Origin of the sequence: Shinella sp. G-2, from assembly GCF_050172695.1 — a bacterium.
Taxonomy (GTDB): domain Bacteria; phylum Pseudomonadota; class Alphaproteobacteria; order Rhizobiales; family Rhizobiaceae; genus Shinella.
Genome location: NZ_JBBEYH010000033.1, coordinates 1 through 18,985, shown reverse-complemented (window position 1 = coordinate 18,985; position 18,985 = coordinate 1). Strand labels below are relative to the sequence as shown.

Annotated in this window: 17 protein-coding genes; 6 read left to right on the top strand and 11 right to left on the bottom strand. The window is 64.6% G+C overall.

Annotated elements, in window-relative coordinates; translation table 11 throughout:
• Positions 1-139: 139 nt before the first annotated feature.
• From V8U06_RS26935 to choX, 3 genes are all read right to left on the bottom strand, one after another.
• Positions 140-688 carry a hypothetical protein gene (locus V8U06_RS26935; protein ID WP_427143294.1) on the bottom strand — a complete coding sequence of 183 codons (549 nt, stop codon included), beginning with the start codon at positions 686-688 and terminating at the stop codon, positions 140-142.
• Between the two features lie 120 nt (positions 689-808).
• On the bottom strand, positions 809-1,627 hold the full coding sequence (locus tag V8U06_RS26930; RefSeq protein ID WP_427143293.1) for an alpha/beta fold hydrolase: 819 nt from the start codon (positions 1,625-1,627) through the stop codon (positions 809-811).
• Positions 1,624-2,553 carry a choline ABC transporter substrate-binding protein gene (choX, locus tag V8U06_RS26925; RefSeq protein ID WP_427143292.1) on the bottom strand — a complete coding sequence of 310 codons (930 nt, stop codon included), beginning with the start codon at positions 2,551-2,553 and terminating at the stop codon, positions 1,624-1,626. Before choX ends, V8U06_RS26930 begins: the two co-directional genes overlap by 4 nt.
• A 112-nt stretch (positions 2,554-2,665) precedes the next feature.
• Here choX and betI point away from each other — a divergent pair, with 112 nt between their 5' ends.
• The 4 genes from betI (at position 2,666) to V8U06_RS26905 (ending at position 8,331) form a co-directional block, all read left to right on the top strand.
• Positions 2,666-3,271 carry a choline-binding transcriptional repressor BetI gene (betI, locus tag V8U06_RS26920; protein WP_427143291.1) on the top strand — a complete coding sequence of 202 codons (606 nt, stop codon included), beginning with the start codon at positions 2,666-2,668 and terminating at the stop codon, positions 3,269-3,271.
• 88 nt (positions 3,272-3,359) lie between these two features.
• Positions 3,360-5,231, top strand: a complete 1,872-nt coding sequence (locus V8U06_RS26915) for a sigma-54-dependent Fis family transcriptional regulator (RefSeq protein WP_427143290.1) — start codon at positions 3,360-3,362, stop codon at positions 5,229-5,231.
• 161 nt (positions 5,232-5,392) lie between these two features.
• Positions 5,393-6,466, top strand: a complete 1,074-nt coding sequence (locus V8U06_RS26910; RefSeq protein WP_427143289.1) for a 2,3-butanediol dehydrogenase — start codon at positions 5,393-5,395, stop codon at positions 6,464-6,466.
• A gap of 65 nt (positions 6,467-6,531) precedes the next feature.
• Entirely contained in the window at positions 6,532-8,331 is a 1,800-nt protein-coding gene (locus V8U06_RS26905) for an NAD(P)/FAD-dependent oxidoreductase (RefSeq protein WP_427143288.1), read from the top strand.
• 130 nt (positions 8,332-8,461) lie between these two features.
• On the opposite strand, the gene V8U06_RS26900 is transcribed toward V8U06_RS26905, so the two are convergent.
• The 5 genes from V8U06_RS26900 to V8U06_RS26880 all read right to left on the bottom strand — a co-directional run bounded on the left by V8U06_RS26900 (position 8,462) and on the right by V8U06_RS26880 (position 14,788).
• A complete protein-coding gene (locus tag V8U06_RS26900; RefSeq protein ID WP_427143287.1) occupies positions 8,462-9,262 on the bottom strand; it encodes an inositol monophosphatase family protein in 801 nt (266 codons plus the stop codon).
• Between the two features lie 17 nt (positions 9,263-9,279).
• Positions 9,280-10,341 carry an ABC transporter ATP-binding protein gene (locus V8U06_RS26895; RefSeq protein WP_427143286.1) on the bottom strand — a complete coding sequence of 354 codons (1,062 nt, stop codon included), beginning with the start codon at positions 10,339-10,341 and terminating at the stop codon, positions 9,280-9,282.
• Positions 10,338-12,563, bottom strand: coding sequence for an ABC transporter permease (locus tag V8U06_RS26890; RefSeq protein ID WP_427143285.1), 2,226 nt, complete (start codon positions 12,561-12,563; stop codon positions 10,338-10,340). The genes V8U06_RS26895 and V8U06_RS26890 overlap by 4 nt, the downstream gene beginning before the upstream one ends.
• 68 nt (positions 12,564-12,631) lie before the next feature.
• A complete protein-coding gene (locus V8U06_RS26885) occupies positions 12,632-13,660 on the bottom strand; it encodes an ABC transporter substrate-binding protein (RefSeq protein ID WP_226922272.1) in 1,029 nt (342 codons plus the stop codon).
• A gap of 105 nt (positions 13,661-13,765) precedes the next feature.
• Positions 13,766-14,788: an ABC transporter substrate-binding protein gene (locus tag V8U06_RS26880; protein ID WP_226922273.1), complete on the bottom strand. Its 1,023-nt coding sequence runs from the start codon at positions 14,786-14,788 to the stop codon at positions 13,766-13,768.
• A gap of 220 nt (positions 14,789-15,008) precedes the next feature.
• Here V8U06_RS26880 and V8U06_RS26875 point away from each other — a divergent pair, with 220 nt between their 5' ends.
• Both V8U06_RS26875 and V8U06_RS26870 read left to right on the top strand, forming a co-directional pair.
• On the top strand, positions 15,009-15,746 hold the full coding sequence (locus tag V8U06_RS26875) for a response regulator (RefSeq protein ID WP_427143284.1): 738 nt from the start codon (positions 15,009-15,011) through the stop codon (positions 15,744-15,746).
• Positions 15,743-17,842 (top strand): sensor histidine kinase, encoded by a 2,100-nt coding sequence (locus tag V8U06_RS26870; RefSeq protein WP_427143283.1) that lies wholly within the window; start codon positions 15,743-15,745, stop codon positions 17,840-17,842. The genes V8U06_RS26875 and V8U06_RS26870 overlap by 4 nt, the downstream gene beginning before the upstream one ends.
• A gap of 60 nt (positions 17,843-17,902) precedes the next feature.
• Here V8U06_RS26870 and V8U06_RS26865 read toward each other — a convergent pair whose 3' ends face one another.
• From V8U06_RS26865 to V8U06_RS26855, 3 genes are all read right to left on the bottom strand, one after another.
• On the bottom strand, positions 17,903-18,196 hold the full coding sequence (locus tag V8U06_RS26865; protein ID WP_427143282.1) for a type II toxin-antitoxin system RelE/ParE family toxin: 294 nt from the start codon (positions 18,194-18,196) through the stop codon (positions 17,903-17,905).
• Entirely contained in the window at positions 18,196-18,450 is a 255-nt protein-coding gene (locus tag V8U06_RS26860; RefSeq protein WP_427143281.1) for a type II toxin-antitoxin system ParD family antitoxin, read from the bottom strand. Before V8U06_RS26860 ends, V8U06_RS26865 begins: the two co-directional genes overlap by 1 nt.
• Before the next feature lie 195 nt (positions 18,451-18,645).
• The coding region (locus tag V8U06_RS26855) for a 4Fe-4S dicluster domain-containing protein (protein ID WP_427143280.1) at positions 18,646-18,985 on the bottom strand (340 nt) is incomplete at its 5' end.

The following is an 18,985-nucleotide window of genomic DNA, read 5'->3' as shown; positions in this document are numbered from 1 at the left end:
ATCGGTCGACCTCCCGGACGAGGTGCACACGATTTCCGGGGCCGATCCGACAGGTCGGCCCCGGAAAGCCGTCTGTGCCGCAAGTCCGCCGGCACAGGCGCTTTCGCGGCGGCACATTTACGCCGGTCCGACAGTCGCCCTATTTCGCGATGTCAGCGAGAACACGCGCCGAAGCGCTGTAGCGCGTGTTGTAGCCCTTCAAAAGGGCGGCACTCAGAACGGCTTCCTGCACATCCTCGATCTTGCGGGGCGACTGGATGTTGGGCGTGTTTTCATAGTCGAAGACGATCACGTCGAGATCCAGTGGATTTGCCAGACGCCGGCCGTGCAGGAATGCGATGAGCCGGCTCGCGACAGCCGGGTATGGCGTATAATCCGCATTGGCGAGCCATTCCCGCACAACCGTCTCATCGACACTGTAGGTGATGTTCAGGGCGGCAAGACCGGCTATCATGGCGTCGACGCTGAGAGGGCCGCCCGCCGTATCGCTTGCGTTCGTGTTTGCCGCCGGCAGAGCCCCATCGGCAGGTGCCCCGCTCTCGGATAGTGGCTCTCTGTCGAGCGGCTCGTCCGGCGCAGCCGCCTGGGCCATTTCGAGCCCCGGTGCAGGATCTTGCGCCAGGCTTCCTGCCGGACCCGAGAGGATTGCCGCGACCGCCAGCCCCATTCCAAATTGCCAGCTCACCATCGCCGCCTCCGCACCAATCGATCACCAACCGTCAGCATCAGATAACACGGCGCACGGCGTTTCCGAACGGTTTCCTTGCCGCCTTCGGCAAGTGGCCTCTCGACGAGAGGCGCACGATGGTCAACCGACACGTTCCCTCAGGAAACCCGCCAGGATATTCGCCACGGGGACAGGCACTTCCCAGTGCGGATTGTGACCGTGGCCCGCAAGCATCTCCATCGCGGCTTGCGGGAAAGCCCTTCTGAGGACGGCCCGGTGCGGCGTGTCGAACAAGGAGTCCTCGTCGCCTGAAAGCAGCAGGACCGGCATATCGATACCGCCGGCTGCACGGCGTAAATCGGTGGCCACGAGCATGTCGAAGAGCGCTTGCCAGACGATGGCGGGCATCGCTGCCGCCTCTTCGGCAATCCAGCGGATAAATGCGGCGTTCACCGGCCGCGCACAGTGATGCCACTCCCGCAGGAACCGGCTCTCCGGATCGATCGGGTCGACAAGCGCGCGAATGTCCGCGCCGAGCGTGGTGCGTGCCAGAAGCCCCGGCTGCAAGCTGCCGCAGATGCTGGCGACCGCCGTGACACGCCTTCCGTAGCGCGCGGCGAGCGCGAAAGCCGTGATCGCGCCCATCGAATGGCCTGCAACGGCGAACTGCGCAATGCCGAGGGCATCCGCCAGCCGCACGATGTCGTCGGCAAAGGCCTCCACGGACGGCCGGGGCATGGCCGTCGAAAGACCATGTCCCGGCAGATCCGGCATCACCAGCCGGAAGCCGGCAAGATGCGGCTCGATCAGCGACCAGCTGCGGCTGCTGTCGGTATAGCCGTGCAGCAGGAACAGCGGCGGGCCCTCGCCGCTCTCGACATAGGCAAGGCGGCGACCGTCTTCCGTCGTGAAGACGCGTTTGCGGCCGTTCCAGCCGGACTGATCGACCGCTTCCGTCACAGGCCGAGCGCCTTGCGGACGGCCGCAAGACCCGGCTCGCCATCCACCGTCGTGACCCCCGCCAGCCAGGCGTCGAGCCGCTTCGGGTCCTCCCCGATCGCCTTGCGGCCGGCATCTTCAGGCGAAAGACCGTCATTCATCAGGTAACCCATGCCGCGGTTCTCGAAGTCGATGTCGAAGGTGAGGTTCTTCAGGAGCTGACCGACATTCGGGCATTCCGCGGCATAGCCCTTGCGAACCTGCGTGGAGACCGTGGCAGCGCCGAAATCCGGGCCGTAGAACTTGTCGCCGCCCGTCAGGTAACGGATATCGAAGGCGGTGTTCATCGGATGCGGCGCCCAACCCTGGAAGACGAAGTAGGCCTTCATGTCGATATGGCGCGCAAGTTCCGCCAGCATGCCTTGCTCGCTGGATTCGACGACCTCCCAGCCATCGAGCCCGAGCGCCGGATCGGCGATGGCATCCAGCATGAGCTGGTTCGAGCCGGGCTCGATCCCGTACATCTTCTTCTCGAATTTGTCGGCATGGGTCTTGAGATCGGCAAAGTCCTTGACGCCCGCCTCCCAGACATAGGCGGGAACCGCGAAGGTGTATTTCGCACCGGTGAGGTTCTGCTTCACCGTCTCGACGGAACCGTCTTTCTCATAGGGCGCGAAATAGGTCTTCATCGCCGGATCCCAGTAACCGAGGAAGACGTCGAGATCCTTGTTCTTGAGGCTGAGATAGATGACGTCGATGCCAAGCAGATCGCTCTGCGTCTCGTAGCCGAGCCCATGCAGCAGCGCCTGGGCGACGCCCGTCGTGAAGGAAAGGTCGTTCCATCCGGGCTCGGCGAGACGCACCTTGCGGCAGCTCTCCTGTTCCGCCGCCTCAGCGGCTCCGATCGTCAGCAGGCATGCGGCGGCGCAGGCGATGGCGCGTTTCATGGCATTCCCCTTTTTGAACTTTGTCCATTCAGTCTGCAAATTGACCAATGGGACAATTCTTGAACTTGACGGGAAAAATGTCAATCTCCCCGCGACGGAAAGCGGGAATCACATGGCGGGAAAGCTCACGAAACTGGTCGACATCAGGCGCAAGGAGTTGCGGCAGGCGGCCTTCGAGGTCCTGCAACGCGAGGGCATGGCGGGCGCGACGCTGGAAAAGGTCGCCGCCCATGCCGGAGCCTCCAAAGGCATCGTGCTGCATTACTTCCGCAACAAGCAGGAGCTTTTCGAGCAGGCGATGCGCGAGGCGAACGCCAATCTGCGCGATGCCGTCGCCGAGCGCCTTCGGCAGGCGGGGTCGCCGCGCGAGCGGCTGGCCGCCATCATCGAAGGCAACTTCGACGACCGCTTCTACCAGCCATCGATTGCCCACGCCTGGCTCTCGCTGTGCGGAGAGGTTCCGCGCGAGCCGCAGCTTGCCCGCATCCAGGCGGTGATCCATGCCCGCATGCACTCCAACCTGTTGTCCGCACTGAAGCCGCTCCTGCCCGAAAACGAGGCGCGCGACATGGCCCATCTCGTCAGTGCGCTCATCGACGGGCTCTGGTTGCGCCTCGGCCTGCATTCGGGCGGCATCCTCCGCGACGAGGCCCTCGCCCTGATGCGCGACTTCATCGATCGACGGCTGCCGGACGAAACGAAGCAAAGCCAGCGATAACCGCGTCGCGTTCCCTGGACACATCGCGCACCAGAGGAATTGCCGCAACACCGATCCTGTGCGACGATAGACATGGGAGGATGACTGGATGGTGTCGACGCTGTCGCACATACGGGAGATCGAGCGTGTCGGCATGGGCGCCGTCAGCCCACGGGACGCGCCCGTCGTTCAGTCCTGGCTGCGCTGCCTCAACGACTACAAGCTCGACCCGACCGTCGCGCAGGAAGCCTATATCGTTCCCGAACTGAAACTGCGCGAACACCGCGAACAGGCGGAAGAGTTGATCCGAATCGGTAGGTCTGGCCTGGAGGCCTTGTTCAACCAGATCGCGGAACAGAATTACGTGCTGCTGCTCTCGGATGCGCGGGGCGTCACCGTCGACTTCATGGGCGATCCGACCTTCGACAACCAGCTGCGACGGGCGGGACTCTATCTCGGTTCGGAATGGTCGGAGAACCGGGCCGGGACCTGTGCGGTCGGCGCCTGCCTCGTTTCGGGGGAACCGGTCATCATCCATCAGGATGATCACTTCGATACCAGCCATATCGGCCTGACCTGCACCGCTGCACCGGTCTTCGACACGTTGGGCGATCTGACGGCCGTCCTCGACATATCCCAGCTCCGTTCGCCGACGGCCAAGGCGAGCCAGCAACTGGCGCTGCATCTCGTCGCCTCCACCGCGCGGCGCATCGAGCTTGCCAATCTGATGAGCCGCACCCGCAATGACTGGGTGCTGAGGCTCGCCCGTTCCCCGGAATTCCTGGACGTCGATCCGGATGCGGCGGTTGCGCTCGACGGCAGCGGTCGCATCACCGGCATGACCCATGGCGGGTTCGGTGCGCTCGCACGCTCCATGAACATGCGCGGCCTGTCCACGCGGGATTTCCTCGGCCAGCCGATCTCGCAGGTTTTCGATATCGATGTCGATGACCTGCCCCGCTTCATGCGCGGGCGTCCCAATGGCGAGCGGCTGATCCAGGCGCGCAATGGGCTCGTCCTCTTTGCCAGCGCCATTGCGCCTGCCGTCAATCTGCGCACGCCCGCCGCACCCGAACCGCGCCTGCCGCGGGCGTTGCGCGATCTCAGCGGCGGAGATTCCGCCATGGAGCGCGTCCAGGCGCGCGCGGCGAAACTGTCCGCCCGTGATATCCCGATCCTCATCCAGGGCGAGACCGGAAGCGGCAAGGAGTATCTGGCACGCGCGATCCACGACAGCCGCCAAAGCCCCGGCACGTTCGTCGCCGTGAACTGTTCGGCGATCCCCGAGCATCTCATCGAATCCGAACTCTTCGGCTATGCCCCCGGCGCCTTTACCGGCGCCAATCCGAAGGGCAAGCGCGGACTGATCGAGGAGGCGAATGGCGGCACGCTGTTCCTGGATGAAATCGGCGACATGCCGCTGTCCCTGCAAAGCCGGCTCCTGCGGGTCCTTTCGGAAAACGAGATCCAGCCGGTCGGCGCGCTGAAGGCGCGGCCGGTGCACCTGCGGGTACTTTCCGCCTCCCACCGCGACCTCGCGGACCTCGTCAGGGAAGGCCGCTTCCGCCAGGACCTCTACTATCGCCTCGCCGCCGCGACGCTCAGCCTGCCGCCGTTGCGTGATCGCGCCGATCTCGACTGGCTGATCGGCCAGCTTCTCGGACGCATCGAGAAGGAAAACGGCGAAACCTATCGCCTCGGCAAGGAGACACGGGCCCTGCTCCTGGCCCATGCCTGGCCCGGCAATCTGCGGGAGCTTTCCAACGCGTTGCGCGTTGCGGCCGCCCTTGCGGAGGATGGGCTGATCACGCCGGACTGCCTGCCCGATCACCTTTTTGCCGAACAGGGCTCCCCCTCTCCGGACGATGACGGCGCCCTGCGTCGTGCGCTGAGCGAATGCGGCGACAACGTCTCCGCGCTTGCCCGCAAGCTCGGCGTCAACCGCTCCACCATCCACCGTCGCCTGAAGCGCCTCAACTGACGCAACACATGCAACACCTGTTGCAGGCTTCCTGTTGCACTCCCGGGATGCATGTTGGGGAGATACCATTAAGCCTTTGATTTAAGGACAATAATTCAAACGTCAGAAATCTGGCACGGCGCTTGCTGCCTCCTGTGCAACAACAACAGGAGGAAATGCAAATGAAAGCTCTGCGCTTTCACGCAGCGAAAGATTTGCGGATCGAGACGATCGACGCGCCGCCGTCGCCCGGGCCGGGCGAGGTGCTGGTCGAAAACCGCTTCTGCGGCATCTGCGGCACCGATCTGCATGAATATGCCTATGGCCCGATCTTCGTGCCGAAGGAACCGCATCCTTTCACCGGTGCTCACGGCCCGCAGATCCTCGGCCATGAATTCGGCGGCGTCGTCAAGGCCGTCGGCGAAGGTGTCAGCCATGTGAAGCCAGGTGACCGGGTGTCGATCCAGCCGCTCATCATGCCGCGCCGTGGCGACTACTACGCCGATCGCGGTCTGTTCCATCTCAGCGGCAATCTCGCGCTCGCCGGCCTTTCCTGGCATTCGGGCGGCATGGCGGAGGCAGCCCTTCTCAACGACTACAATGTCCAGCCTATTCCCGATGCATTGAGCGACCAGGAGGCGGCCCTCATCGAGCCGACGGCGGTCGCCGTCTATGCCTGCGATCGCGGCGGGGTGACGGCCGGCAACAGCGTGCTCGTCACGGGCGCCGGGCCGATCGGCATCCTCGTCGCCATGGCGGCGCGCGCGGCCGGCGCCACGCAGATATTCCTCTCCGATCTCAACGACACGAGGCTGGCGCTCGCACGCGAAGCGCTGGGGGATGTCCGAACGATCAATCCGAAGACGGAAAAGGTGGGCGACGCCATCCGCGCCGAGACGGAAGGCGGCGTTGGTTGCGACGTCGCCATAGAATGCGTCGGCAACGAGCATGCGCTGAAGAACTGCGCCGATGCGGTCCGCAAGCAGGGTGTCGTGGTGCAGACCGGCCTTCATCCCGGCGAGAACCCGCTGAACTGGTTCGACGTCACCTTCAAGGACATCGATATCCGCGGCTCCTGGGCCTACCCCACCCACTACTGGCCGCGCGTCGCCCGGCTGATCGCAAGCGGCCAGATCCCGGCGAGCCGCATCGTCACGAAATATGTCTCGCTCGGCGAGGCCGTCACCGAAGGGTTCGACCAGCTGCTCGACCCTGCCGGCAACCACCTGAAAATCCTGATCGACCTGTCCCGATAGGCCGATCCGTTCTGCGGGGCGGTTGAGGAGCCGCCCCGTTTTCCCACTGAGCAGGAGGAGAAACTATGCTCGAGAAAACCCCCACCGCCCGCATCCAGACACTTCTCGACACGTTCGGCGCGGCCCTTGCGGCCGGCCGGATCGAAGACGCCGTCGGTCTTTTCGCCGAGGAATGCTACTGGCGCGATCTGGTCGCCTTCACCTGGAACATCAAGACGGTCGAAGGGCGTGACCAGGTGCGCGACATGCTGCAATCGCAGCTTTCGACGGCCAAGCCCTTGAACTGGCGCGTCGCCGCCGGAGAGGAGGCGACGGAAACGGATGGCGTGCTGGAAAGCTGGATCACCTTCGAGACCGCGACGGGGCGTGGTTACGGCCTTGTGCGCTTCAAGAACGGCCTTATCTGGACGTTGCTGACCGCCCTTTCCGAACTGAAGGGCCATGAGGAGAAATCCGGCTTCACCCGCCCGCTCGGCGCCAAACATGGCCAGGATCTCGGCGCGAAGACCTGGAAAGAGGAGCGCGAGGAAGAGGAGCGCACGCTCGGCTATGAAAAACAGCCCTATGTCGTGATCATCGGCGGCGGGCAAGGCGGGATCGCGATGGGCGCCCGGCTGCGCCAGCTCGGCGTGCCCACGATCATTCTCGAAAAGAACGACCGGCCGGGCGATAGCTGGCGCAAGCGCTACAAATCGCTCTGCCTGCACGACCCCGTCTGGTACGACCACCTGCCCTATATCGACTTTCCGAAGAACTGGCCGGTTTTCGCGCCGAAGGACAAGATCGGCGACTGGCTGGAATTCTACACCCGGGTGATGGAGCTCAACTACTGGACGCGCTCCACCGCCAGATCGGCGCGGTGGGACGAGGCGGCGAAGGAATGGACCATCGTCGTCGATCGCGACGGCGAGGAGGTGGTGCTGAAGCCCAAGCAGCTCGTCTTCGCGACCGGCATGTCCGGCAAGGCCAACATTCCCGATTTCAAGGGCCGCGAACGCTTCAAGGGTGAGCAGCACCATTCCTCGCAGCATCCGGGACCGGATGGCTACAAGGGCAAGAAGGTGGTCGTCATCGGCTCGAACAATTCGGCCCACGATATCTGCGCCGCCCTCTACGAAGCCGGCGTCGATGTCACGATGATTCAGCGTTCGACGACCCACATCGTCAAGTCCGACACGCTGATGGATATCGGCCTCGGCTCGCTTTACTCGGAGCAGGCGCTGGCGAACGGCGTGACGACGGGCAAGGCCGACCTGATCTTCGCTTCGCTGCCCTACCGGATCATGCACGAGTTCCAGATCCCGCTCTATGACAAGATGCGCGAGCGTGACGCCGACTTCTATGCCGCGCTGGAAAAGGCCGGCTTCCAGCTCGACTGGGGCGCCGACGGCTCGGGTCTCTTCATGAAGTATCTGCGCCGCGGCTCAGGCTACTACATCGACATCGGCGCCTCGCAACTCATCATCGACGGCAAGGTCAAGCTCGCGGCAGGGCAGGTCGAGGAGATCACGGAGACGTCGATCAGGCTTGCCGATGGCAAGGAAATCCCCGCCGACGTGATCGTCTATGCGACGGGTTACGGCTCGATGAACGGCTGGGTCGCCGATCTCATCGACCAGGAGACGGCCGACCGGGTCGGCAAGGTCTGGGGTCTCGGCTCCGACACGCCGAAGGATCCCGGTCCCTGGGAAGGCGAACAGCGCAACATGTGGAAACCGACGCAGCAGGAGGCGCTGTGGTTCCATGGCGGCAACCTGCACCAGTCGCGCCACTATTCGCAGTATCTGTCCCTGCAGTTGAAGGCGCGGCTCGAAGGGATCCCCACGCCGGTCTACGGTCTCCAGGCCGTTCACCACCGAAAGTAAAACCCCCAAGCGGAGCGGCGTCCTCCATCGATGGGAGGACGCCGCGTTTTTCCGTTGAGAATGAGACGCCGTCGGCGCTGGCCGGTGCCGTGCCTGCCCCGTCGGAAATGACGCGCGCGTCAGGTTCGCGTCATGCCAGGCCGGCGAGCTTTTCCAGGTCGGCGCGAGCACCGGGTCCGGCCGCCACGACCGGCGCGCCCTTCGTCAATCCCTCACCCTGCGTCGGGAAGGGATGATACCACCCGCCCGCTTCCGAGATGAGGCAGTAGCCCGCAAGGCAGTCCCAGGCATGCATGTAGGGCTCATAGTAGCCGACCAGCCGTCCCGACGCGACATAGGCCAGCATCAGCGCTCCCGATCCGTTGCGCACGAAGTTGCCGCCTGCATGCAGCAACTGGCTGATGATGTCCCCCACCCTTTCCGGCGTGACATAGCTGTTGGCGCCGATACCGGTCATGGAATTCTGGATGGTGCGGGACGGATCGAGGGTCAGGGTGTTGCCGTTGAGCTTTGCCCCTCTGCCTCTGGCGGCGGCATAGAGTTCGTTGTGGCACGGCGCGCCGATCACGCCGATCACAGGTTGATTGTCGTGCAAGACGGCGATCGAGACGCACCAGTTCGGCATGCCGTTGACAAAGGGAGCGGTTCCATCGATCGGATCGACGACCCAGGTGTAGCCGGACGTACCCTGCGTGTGGCCGAACTCCTCTCCCAGGAAACCGTCGTCGGGAAACATGGTCTCGACGCGCTGGCGGATCAGCGTCTCGACGTTGCGGTCGGCGATGGAGACGACATCCTGCAAGTCGCGCTTCGTCTCGATCACGAGGGAATCGCGTTGATTGAAATAATGAAACGCCATGGCTCCCGCCTCCTGCGCGAGCGCCTTGGCGAGAACGAAACGGCTGTCCAGTCCGGAGTCTTGGGTGGTCATCGGTAATCCTTACGATTTCAGGCGTTGATGAGAGCGATGCCGCGGTTTTTGAGGTGGATCGAGATATCCGAGGCGGCAGGCAGGATACGGTCGACGGTATGGTCGACGACGAAGAGCGTGCCGACCTCGGTCTCGACCTCGTATTCGACGTGATCGCCGAGATAGGCCGAGTGCAGGACCCGACCGGAAAGCCCCTGTCCGCGCCCTTCGGAAAGCGTTACGGAGCCCGGCCGGATCGCAAGGCTCGCCGCGCCGGGCGTGGCCCTTCCCGCCGGCACCCGATGCTCGAACCCGCCGATGCGGATCTGCGCTTCGCCGCCCTCCACACCGACCACCTCGCAGGCGATGACATTCGCCTCGCCCATGAAGTCGGCGATGAAGGCGGAGGCCGGGGCCTCGTAGAGCTCGCGCGGGGCGCCGGACTGGGCGATCTCACCGTCCTTCATGACGATGATGCGGTCGGAGACGGCGAGCGCCTCGTCCTGGTCGTGCGTGACATAGACGGCGGTAAAGCCGAGACGCTGCTGCAACTCGCGGATGTCCGTGCGCACCTTGCGGCGCAGGCGCGCATCGAGGTTCGACAGCGGCTCGTCGAGCAACAGCACCTGCGGCTCCAGCACCAGCGCACGGGCGACGGCGACGCGCTGCTGCTGGCCGCCTGACAGCTCGGCCGGCAGGCGGTGCCCCATGCCGGAAAGGCCGACCAGCGCCAGCCCCTCGTCCGCCTTCTCGCGCGCCTCCTTGCGGGAGAGCCCGGAGGATTCGAGGCCGTAGGCGACGTTGTCGCGGGAATTCATATGCGGGAACAGCGCATAGGACTGGAAGACCATCGAGACGTCGCGCTCGTTGGCCGGCAACATGGTGACGTCCTTGCCGCCGATGAGGATTTTTCCCGCGCTCGGATGTTCGAGCCCGGCAAGCATGCGCAGCGTCGTCGTCTTGCCGCAGCCCGAGGGGCCGAGCAGGGTCACGAGCGTGCCGGGTTCGATGGTGAGCGAGAGATCGGGGATGGCGGTAAAGGCGCCGAAGCTCTTGCGCACGTTCTGGAAGACGACGGAACCGGCTTTCTGGTTGATCATGCGATTGTCTCCTGACGAGAGGAAGCAGCGGGAGCGGTGACGCCGGCGACGCGGTTCTCGCGCCGCAGCCGCCGCTCGCCGACGAGGCGTTGGAAGATGCCGATAACGGTGATCATCACGACGATCAGCATGGAGGAATAGGCGATCGCCACGCCGTATTCGCCGTTCTCGACGAGGCCGACGATATAGGCGGTGGCCATGTTGTATTCCGCGCTGACGAGGAAGATGACGGCGCTGATCGAGGTGATGGCGCGCACGAAGGAATAGACGAGCGCGGCGGTGATGGCGGGGCGCAGCAGCGGCAGGATGACCTTGCGGATCGTACGGAAGCTGCCCGCCCGCAGCGTCAGCGAAGCCTCATCCAGGCTCTTGTCGAGCTGGCTCATCGCGGCAATGCCGCCGCGCACGCCGACCGGCATGTTGCGGAAGACGAAGCAGGCGATGAGGATCAGCGCCGAGCCTGTCATTTCCAGCGGCGGCAGGTTGAAGGCCATGATGTAGCTGACGCCGATGACCGTGCCGGGAATGGCGAAGCTCATCATCAGCGCGAATTCGAAGGCGTTTCGTCCGGCGAACTTCTGGCGCACGATGATATAGGCGGTGAGCAGGCCGACGGCGGCCGTCAGCGGCGCGGCGATCAGAGAAATCTCCATCGTCGTCCAGAACGAATTCCAGGCGACACCCGTCCAGACGATCCCGTTGTCGAAGCCGATCGAGAAGGCTTTGGCGTAGTGATCGAGGGTCAGCGAATTGTCGAGGCCCCAGGTCTTCACGAAGCCGCCGATCAGGATCATGCCGTAGATGACCAGCGTGAAGAGGATCCACGGGACGACGACGGCATGCACGCCGATCGAGAGGCCGCGCGGCAGGGCGATATGCGAACCGCTATCCCCCTTGCCGGTGACGGTGGCGAAGTTCTTGCCCGAGAGCCAGACCCGCTGGGCAAGGAACGCGGAGAGCGTGAAGACGAGCAGCACCATGGCGAGCACGGCGGCGCGGGACGGATCGTTCTGCGAGCCGACGACGGCGAAGAAGATTTCCGTCGAAAGAACGCCGTGGCTGCCGCCGAGCACCAGCGGATTGCCGAAGTCGGCCATGCTCTCGATGAAGCCGATGAGGAAGGCATTGGCAAGGCCGGGCGCCATCAATGGCAACGAGACACGGCGGAAGGTGCGCCAGCGGTCGGCCCGCAGCGTCGTGGACGCCTCCTCCATCGACGGGCTGACGCCCTCGACGACGCCGATCAGCACGAGGAAGGAGATCGGCGTGAAGGACAGGACCTGGGCGATCCAGATGCCGGTGAGGCCGTAGAGCCAGCGGCCGGGCTCGATGCCGAACAGGTCCGACAGCCCCTGCGTCACGACGCCGGCACGGCCGAAGAGCAACGTCAACGCAAGACCGATGACGAAGGGCGGCGTGATGATCGGCAGGATGGTGAGCAGGCGCAGGCCCTTCTTGAAGGGGAAGCGCGTGCGGGTGGCGACGAGCGCGAAGGCAAGGCCGAGCAGGGTCGAACCGAGGCCGGTCATGATGGCGAGCCACAGCGTGCGCCAGGCCACCCCGCAGCGCCCGGCGCCGATGACGCAATTGAGGCTCCAGATGCTGGGATCCTGCAGGTTGCGGATGAAATTGTCGGGATTGAACGAGCCGTCGAAATCCTGCACCGCACCGACGAACATGCTGCCGATGGGGTAGAAGACGAAGACCGTGACGAGGAAGACGAGCAGCGAGATCGAGCTGACGACGAAGGCGTCTCCCTTCATCACCCCGCGCTCGGCAAGGCCAAAGGCGAACATCAGCACGAAGACCAGGGAGGCGAGCACGGCCCCCGCCCCCATCGACGGCTGACCGTCGGAAAGCGCGCCGAACAGGCTCTCGCTGACCGTCCATGTCCAGCCGGTAAAGCCGATGGCGAGGCCCTGCAGGGCAAGGAACGCGACACCGGTCGCCCCCGCCCAGGCCAGCACGGCGCCGCGGCGCATCGGGTCCGCCATGCCGCGCGCCGCGCCAGCCAGGAAAAGGATGAGGACGACGGCGCCGAGCCACCAGCGACCGTGAAACGCCGTCTGCAGGAGGCCGGGCGCCGCCTCCGTGGAAAAGGGAAAACCAGCCAGCCAACCTAGCCCGAAGAATCCGCCCTCGATCCGGTACCAGGGCACAAGGGTCAAAGCGACCGCGCCCAGGATCAGGACCGCGTCCAGCCTGCGATTGCCATGCGTCATGGCCGACCTCGCTGTCATTGAGTTTGGGGAGCGGCGCCCGGGGGAGACGGGCGCCGCCGGTCAGGACATCAATTGGCGGCTGCGCCGACTTCGCGGTCCCAGCGCTCCAGCAGCTCCTTGCGCTTTGCCGGGTCGCCATAGGTCTTGAAGTCGTAGTCGATCAACTTGATGTCCTCGAAGCGCGGCGCCTCCTTCGGGATTTCGGCGCTCTTGTTGGACGGCAGCTGGAAGGACTTGGCGTCCTTCATGCGCGACTGGACTTCCGGGGTCAGCGCCCAGTCGTACCAGATCTTCGCATTGTCGAGATTGCGCGCGCCCTTGATGATCGACATGGAGCCGATCTCGTAGCCGGTGCCCTCGCAGGGCGTGACCGACTGCACGGGGAAGCCTTCCGCCGTCTGCGCCACCGCATCGTGCACGAAGACGATGCCGAGCGCCGTCTCGCCGCGCGCGGCAGCCTTGACCGGCGCCGAGCCGGACTTGGTGTATTGCGAAATATTGCCGTTAAGCTTCTTCAGGTAGTCGAAGGCCTGATCCTCACCCATGATCTGCACGAGCGAGGCAAGCGCCGTATAGGCGGTGCCCGAGGAATTCGGGTTGGCGATCTGGATTTCGCCCTTCAATTCCGGCGCCAGCAGGTCCGCCCAGCACTTCGGCTCCTTGAAGCCCTTGGACTTGAAGATGTCAGTGTTGTAGCCCCAGCCGAGCGCGCCGGCATAGACGCCGACGGTCTTGTAACCCGAGCTTTCCGCCTGCTTCCTGGCCCAATCATTGAGCTCGTCAAGCTTCGGCGACTTGTATTCCAGCGTCAGGTTTTCCGAAGCCGCCTGCAGGTGCGGGTCGCCTGTGCCGGCCCACCAGACGTCGGTCTTCGGGTTGCGGGCTTCGGCGCGGACCTTGGCATAGGTCTCGCCCGAGGAAAGGCGAACCATGTTCACCTTGATGTCGCTGTGCGCCTTTTCGAAATCGCCCTTCATCTGCTCGCAGATGACGACGTCCGCCGAGCAGATGAGGTTGAGCTCACCGGCCGCCTGCACGGGCATCGCGCCGAGCGCCGTTCCGGCGAAGAGCATGAGGGCAAGGGTCTTCATTTTCATTGGGGCATCCTCCTGTTGCCTGGTCATGAAATTTTGCACGCGCGAGACCATCGGCCTGCCCATGGGGCGGCGCGCTCGTGATGTTCGTTTGCCTGAAAAGTCCGGTCAGTTCGTCGCGGTGATTTCCGCGTCGAACCGTCCGAGCAGCCGACTTCGTTCCTCGGGCGAACCGAAGGTCGCGAAATCGTAGTCCACCATCTTGATCAACGAGATATCGGGCGCGGCCAGCGGCAGCGTCGATTTCGCATTGGATGGAACCTGGTTCTGGCCGGACGCCGCTCCGGTGCCCTGCCCTTCCGGACTGAGCGCGAAGTCGACGAACCGCTTCGCCTCGTCCAGATGCCGCGCGCCCTTGACGATGCTGACGGCGCCGATCTCGTAGCCCGTGCCCTCGCAGGGCGCGACGATGACGAGCGGATAGCCCGCCTGCTTCTGGGTCACGGCATCGTGCATGAAGGAGATGCCGATGAGCGTCTCACCCCGCGCCGCCGCCTTGACGGGCGCGGAGCCGGCGGTGGTGTATTCGGCGATGTTGCGATTGAGCGCCGCCAGGAACCGGAAAGCCTCGTCCTCGCCGAACAGCTGCACCAGCGTCGCGAGCGTGGTGAAGGCCGTGCCCGACGAGTTCGGGTTGCCGCTCTGGATGCGGCCGCGATAGGCGATGTCGGCAAGATCCTTCCAGCAGCTCGGGGCCGGCAGCTTCAACTGGCGGAGCAGGTCGGCATTGTAGGCGAAGCCGAGCGCCCCGGCATAGATGCCCGCCGAGCGGCCGCCCGACATGGCGAAGAAATTCTGCGCCCAGGGCAGCATGTCGCGCTCCAGCGTCGGCTGATAGGGCTCCAGCAGATTTTCCGACCCCGCCTGCAGATGCGTGTCACCCGTGCCACCCCACCAGACGTCGACGCTGGGCGCGGCCTTCCCGGCGCGGATGAGGTTCAGGATATCGCCGGTGCTCTTGCGCGTCATCGCGATCTCGATGCCGGCCTTGGCCTCGTAGGCCTTCTTCATCGCCGCGCACCACGCCTCGTCCACACCGCACAGAACGGTGAGCGACGGGGCAGCAATGCCGGCCGTGGCGCTCGCAAGCCACAGGGCTGCGACCGCGCCGAAAGCGGTGATGCCTCTCACGATTTCCTCCCATTTGGAACGGCGGGCGTCCCAATCTCCACAGTCAGGATGTCACATTCGTCGCTTGTCGCAATCGAAGAATGGTTACCGTTCTTACAGCACCGGGCATCGCAACCCCCTCAAAAATGACAAAGGTTACAAATGTGACAAATCCGCATAACACGAGCGTCTTTGAAGATCGAAGCAGCCCCGCCTATGATGCCGGCGGGAGGAAGAGCATGTGTTGAACGAGCGGATTCGGATTCTGATCGTCGAGGACGACCCTGATATGGCGGAGCTCGTTTCCGACCTCGTGGAGGCGGAGGGCTGGATGCCGCTCACCGCGGCGTCGGCGGAGGATGCCGCGCTCGTGCTTGCGCGCGAGACGGTGCATCTCGTGCTCGTCGACCATAACCTGCCCGGCGCTTCCGGCCGCACCTTCGCCCAGCGCCTGCGCGCCCAGACCAATATCGGCATCGTCATGGTGACGGCCGCCGGCAGCGCGGCCGACCGCGTGCTCGGCCTCGAGACGGCGGCGGACGACTATGTGGTCAAGCCCTTCGAGCCGATCGAGCTTACCGCCCGCATCAAGGCGGTGCTGCGGCGGACCATTCCCTCGCTGAAGCCCGAGCGGGAGGTCGAGCGCGAGCACGAACCCGCCGCCCTGAAGCTCGGCGACTGGTCGGTGGACCTGCGCAGCCGCCGCGCCATATGCCATGCCGATCCGGCGCGCTCGCTCACCAGCGCGGAATTCGCCCTGCTCGAAATCCTCGCGGAGACACCGAACACGCCGGTGAGCCGCGCGCAGATCCTCGACCGGCTCGGCGCGGAAAGCGACCGCTACATCGATCGCAATGTCGACGTGCTGGTGCTGCGCCTGCGGCGCAAGATCGAGCGGAACCCGGACCTGCCGCGCCACATCAAGACGCGCCGCGGCAAGGGCTATGTGCTCGACACAGACGACGAGCCCGCGCCGTGATCAACCGCCCCTTCCTTTCCTCCATCGCCTTCCGCCTGCCCTTCGCCATCGTCTTCATCTGCGTGCTGGTCTTCAGCCTGGCGACCGTCGCCGTCTATGGCCTGCAGCGGGCGCGCGAGGAAATGGCGGCTTATGGCCTCCAGGCTTTTTCCAGCCTCGCCAAGGCGTCGCTCGTCTCGCGGCAGGTCTCCGATCTCGTTTCCAGCGCACCCTTCCTGATGAACGCGACCTCGCCCTACCGCGTCTCCAGCGAAAGCCGGTCGGTGGTCGCGCAGGTCGACGCGCTGCTGCGCGCCATGCAGCCGGATGCCGGCGAGGCCGCCGTGAAGGGCTTTGCCAGTGCCCGCATCGTCGACCTGCTGGAGACGATCCGCAACCAGACGATGGTGCTGGCAGCCGACGCGGACTCGGCCCAGCAGCACAAGGCAGAGGCGGCAGCGGCGCTCGGCGAGATCGCCACCGGCAGCGGCATCGCGGATGCCGATTTCCGCCGCCGGCTGAACGCGATCGTGCAGTCCGCCTCCAATTCCGACAGCCTCTTCCAGCTGGGCGAATTGCGCCGGCGCTACGTCGCCGAAACCACACCGCGCCTCGAGCGCGCTTCGCCGGATATCCGTATCTCCGCGATCGAGCTTGCCCCTTACGAGAAGGTCTTCGAGGCGCAGACCCGCTATCTCCTGGAGATGTTCTCCATCCGCGCCGCCGTCTCGCGGCTGCATGTCGTCTCGCGCGATCTCTCGCACGCCACGGAAACGCAAAGCGAAGCCGTCGCCCATGGCCTCAACGAAGACCTGCTGTCGGCCTCGGACACGCTGAGCCGTCTCCTCGTCATCGTCGCCGTCGCCTCGCTGCTGGTTCTGGCCATGGCGATCCTCTCCATCCGCTCGGTCATGCGCGTTTCACGCGGCATCGTTTCGCTTTCGACGGGCATGAACGCGCTGGCCGAGGGACGAAAGGACGTCGATGCGCCGCATTACGACGGCACGGAGACGGAACTGGTGCGCCTGCTCGAAGCCTTCCGCGCCTTCCGCGACAGCGTCGAGCGCGTCTCGCGGCTGCGGCGCACGGCCGAGGCGGCCGCGCGCACCATCCGCTCCACCTTCCGCAACATGAACGAAGGCATCGCTCTCTTCGACCCCTCGGGCAAGCCGATCACCATGAACCGGCGCGTCATCGAGCTCGTCGGCTGGTCCGGCTCGGCGCGCAAACTGCCCGCACGCCGGTTCGTCGCCCCCATCCCCGAGATTTCCCCGCTCCTGCTACCCAGCCAAACGGAAGCCGGCGCACTGGAAGACCGTTCGGTCCTGCGCCATCGCTCCGAGGTGGGCCGGGTGACCGAAATCTCGCTGTCGCGCCAACCGGATGGCGGCGTGGTGCTTCTGGCACGCGACGTTACCGACATGGACCGGCAGGAGGCCGAGGCGGTCAAGGCCCAACGCCTCGACGGCATCATGCGCATGACGCATCAGGTCAGCCACGAGGTCGGCAACATGATCGGCATCATCACGGGCAGTCTTGGCCTTCTGGAGCGCGAGACGGGCTTCAACGACCGGCAGAAGCGTCACCTCGCCCGCATCCGTAAGGCAGCCGATCGTGGCCGGTCGCTCGCCGGCAGCATGCTTTCCATCGGCAGCCAGCAGCCGATTCATCCGGGCTGCGTCGAGATCGGCGCATTGTTGCGCAGCATGGCGGATGTGCTGGAGATCGCTATCGGCGAAACGTGTCACCTGGCCTTCGACATCGCCGACGGCCTGCCGACCGTGCTGCTCGATGCCGCGATTTTCGAGCAATCCGTCCTCAATCTCTGCCTCAATGCCGCCGCCGCGATGCCCGCGGGGGGCATGATCCTCATCCGCTGCATGCGCAGCGAAACCGGTGTGGCGGTATCCGTCAGCGATGAAGGCGTCGGCATGTCGCCGGAGGCTGTCGACAAGGCCTTCGAGCCCTATTTCACCACCCGTAACGACGTGGGCGGCGCAGGCCTTGGCCTGGCGGTCGTCTACGGTTTCGTTCGTCAAAGCGGCGGCGAGGCGCAGATCCACTCGAGACTGGACCACGGGACGACCGTCGAAATGGTGTTTCCCGTTTCTCCCTAGAGTTTGTCAGGGAAAAGTGGGAACCGGTTTTCCCGAAAAGGCAAACGAAAACAAAAGAATTTAGAGCAGATCTCCGATCCAGTCCTCGTGGCCGTGGCGGATGCGGATTACGAAAATGCTGCCATCGTCGATAATCCGGTAGACCACCAGATGGGCCTTGAAGGGATGGATCCTGACTGGGGGAGAAATCTCGTCGCGCTCACGCGCCATCAGGGGATTGGCGGCTATGAGCTCGAGCATGACAAAAAGCTCATCATGATAGCGCCGGGCGACCAGGGGTCCGAAGGTGCGGACACCCTGTTCGGCGATCGAGACGATATCCTCTTCCGCTTCGACAGAGAGGCGGAACTGCATCAGTCGCGCCCGCGGGGGCTCTCCGCTCGTGCAACGGCCGCGGCGAACAACGCGTCCTTCGAACGGTTTCCAACGCCACTTGCGATCCCGTCATCGACGAACCGTTGCATCTCGGCAATCTTGTCGGTGCGAGCCTGGTCTCTGCGGATGAGGTCCCGAACGTAATCACTCACGTTCGAATATCGACCGCTCCTGGCTTGGGCCTCGACCCAGTCCTTCATCGGGTCCGGCAGGGACACATTCATCGTCGCCATGCGAGTCTCCTTGTAGTCTCAGAGTACCCGGCGATGGCAAAGTTTGTCAAACATGGGAACGCCGGCGCGCGGTCGCGCCCAAACCAAAAGGGCCTGCCCTCCGGCAAGCCCCCTTGTCATCGCATGCTCGGATAGACCGGCCCTTCGCCACGCTCTTTCTTTGCGGGGGTCCGTGCGGCCCGGCCTCTCCAAACATCACATGTTCGGATAGACCGGTCCTTCGCCACCCTGTGGCGGCACCCAGTTGATGTTCTGGTTCGGGTCCTTGATGTCGCAGGTCTTGCAGTGCACGCAGTTCTGCGCGTTGATCACGAAGACGTCCTTGCCGTCCTTCTCCACCCATTCGTAGACGCCCGCCGGACAGTAGCGCGTCGACGGACCGGCATAGACGTCCAGTTCCGACGTCTTCTGCAGCTCCGGGTTCTTCACCTGGAGATGGATCGGCTGGTCTTCCTCGTGGTTGGTGTTCGATAGGAACACCGAGGACAGACGATCGAAGGTCAGAACGCCATCGGGCTTGGGATAGTCGATCCGC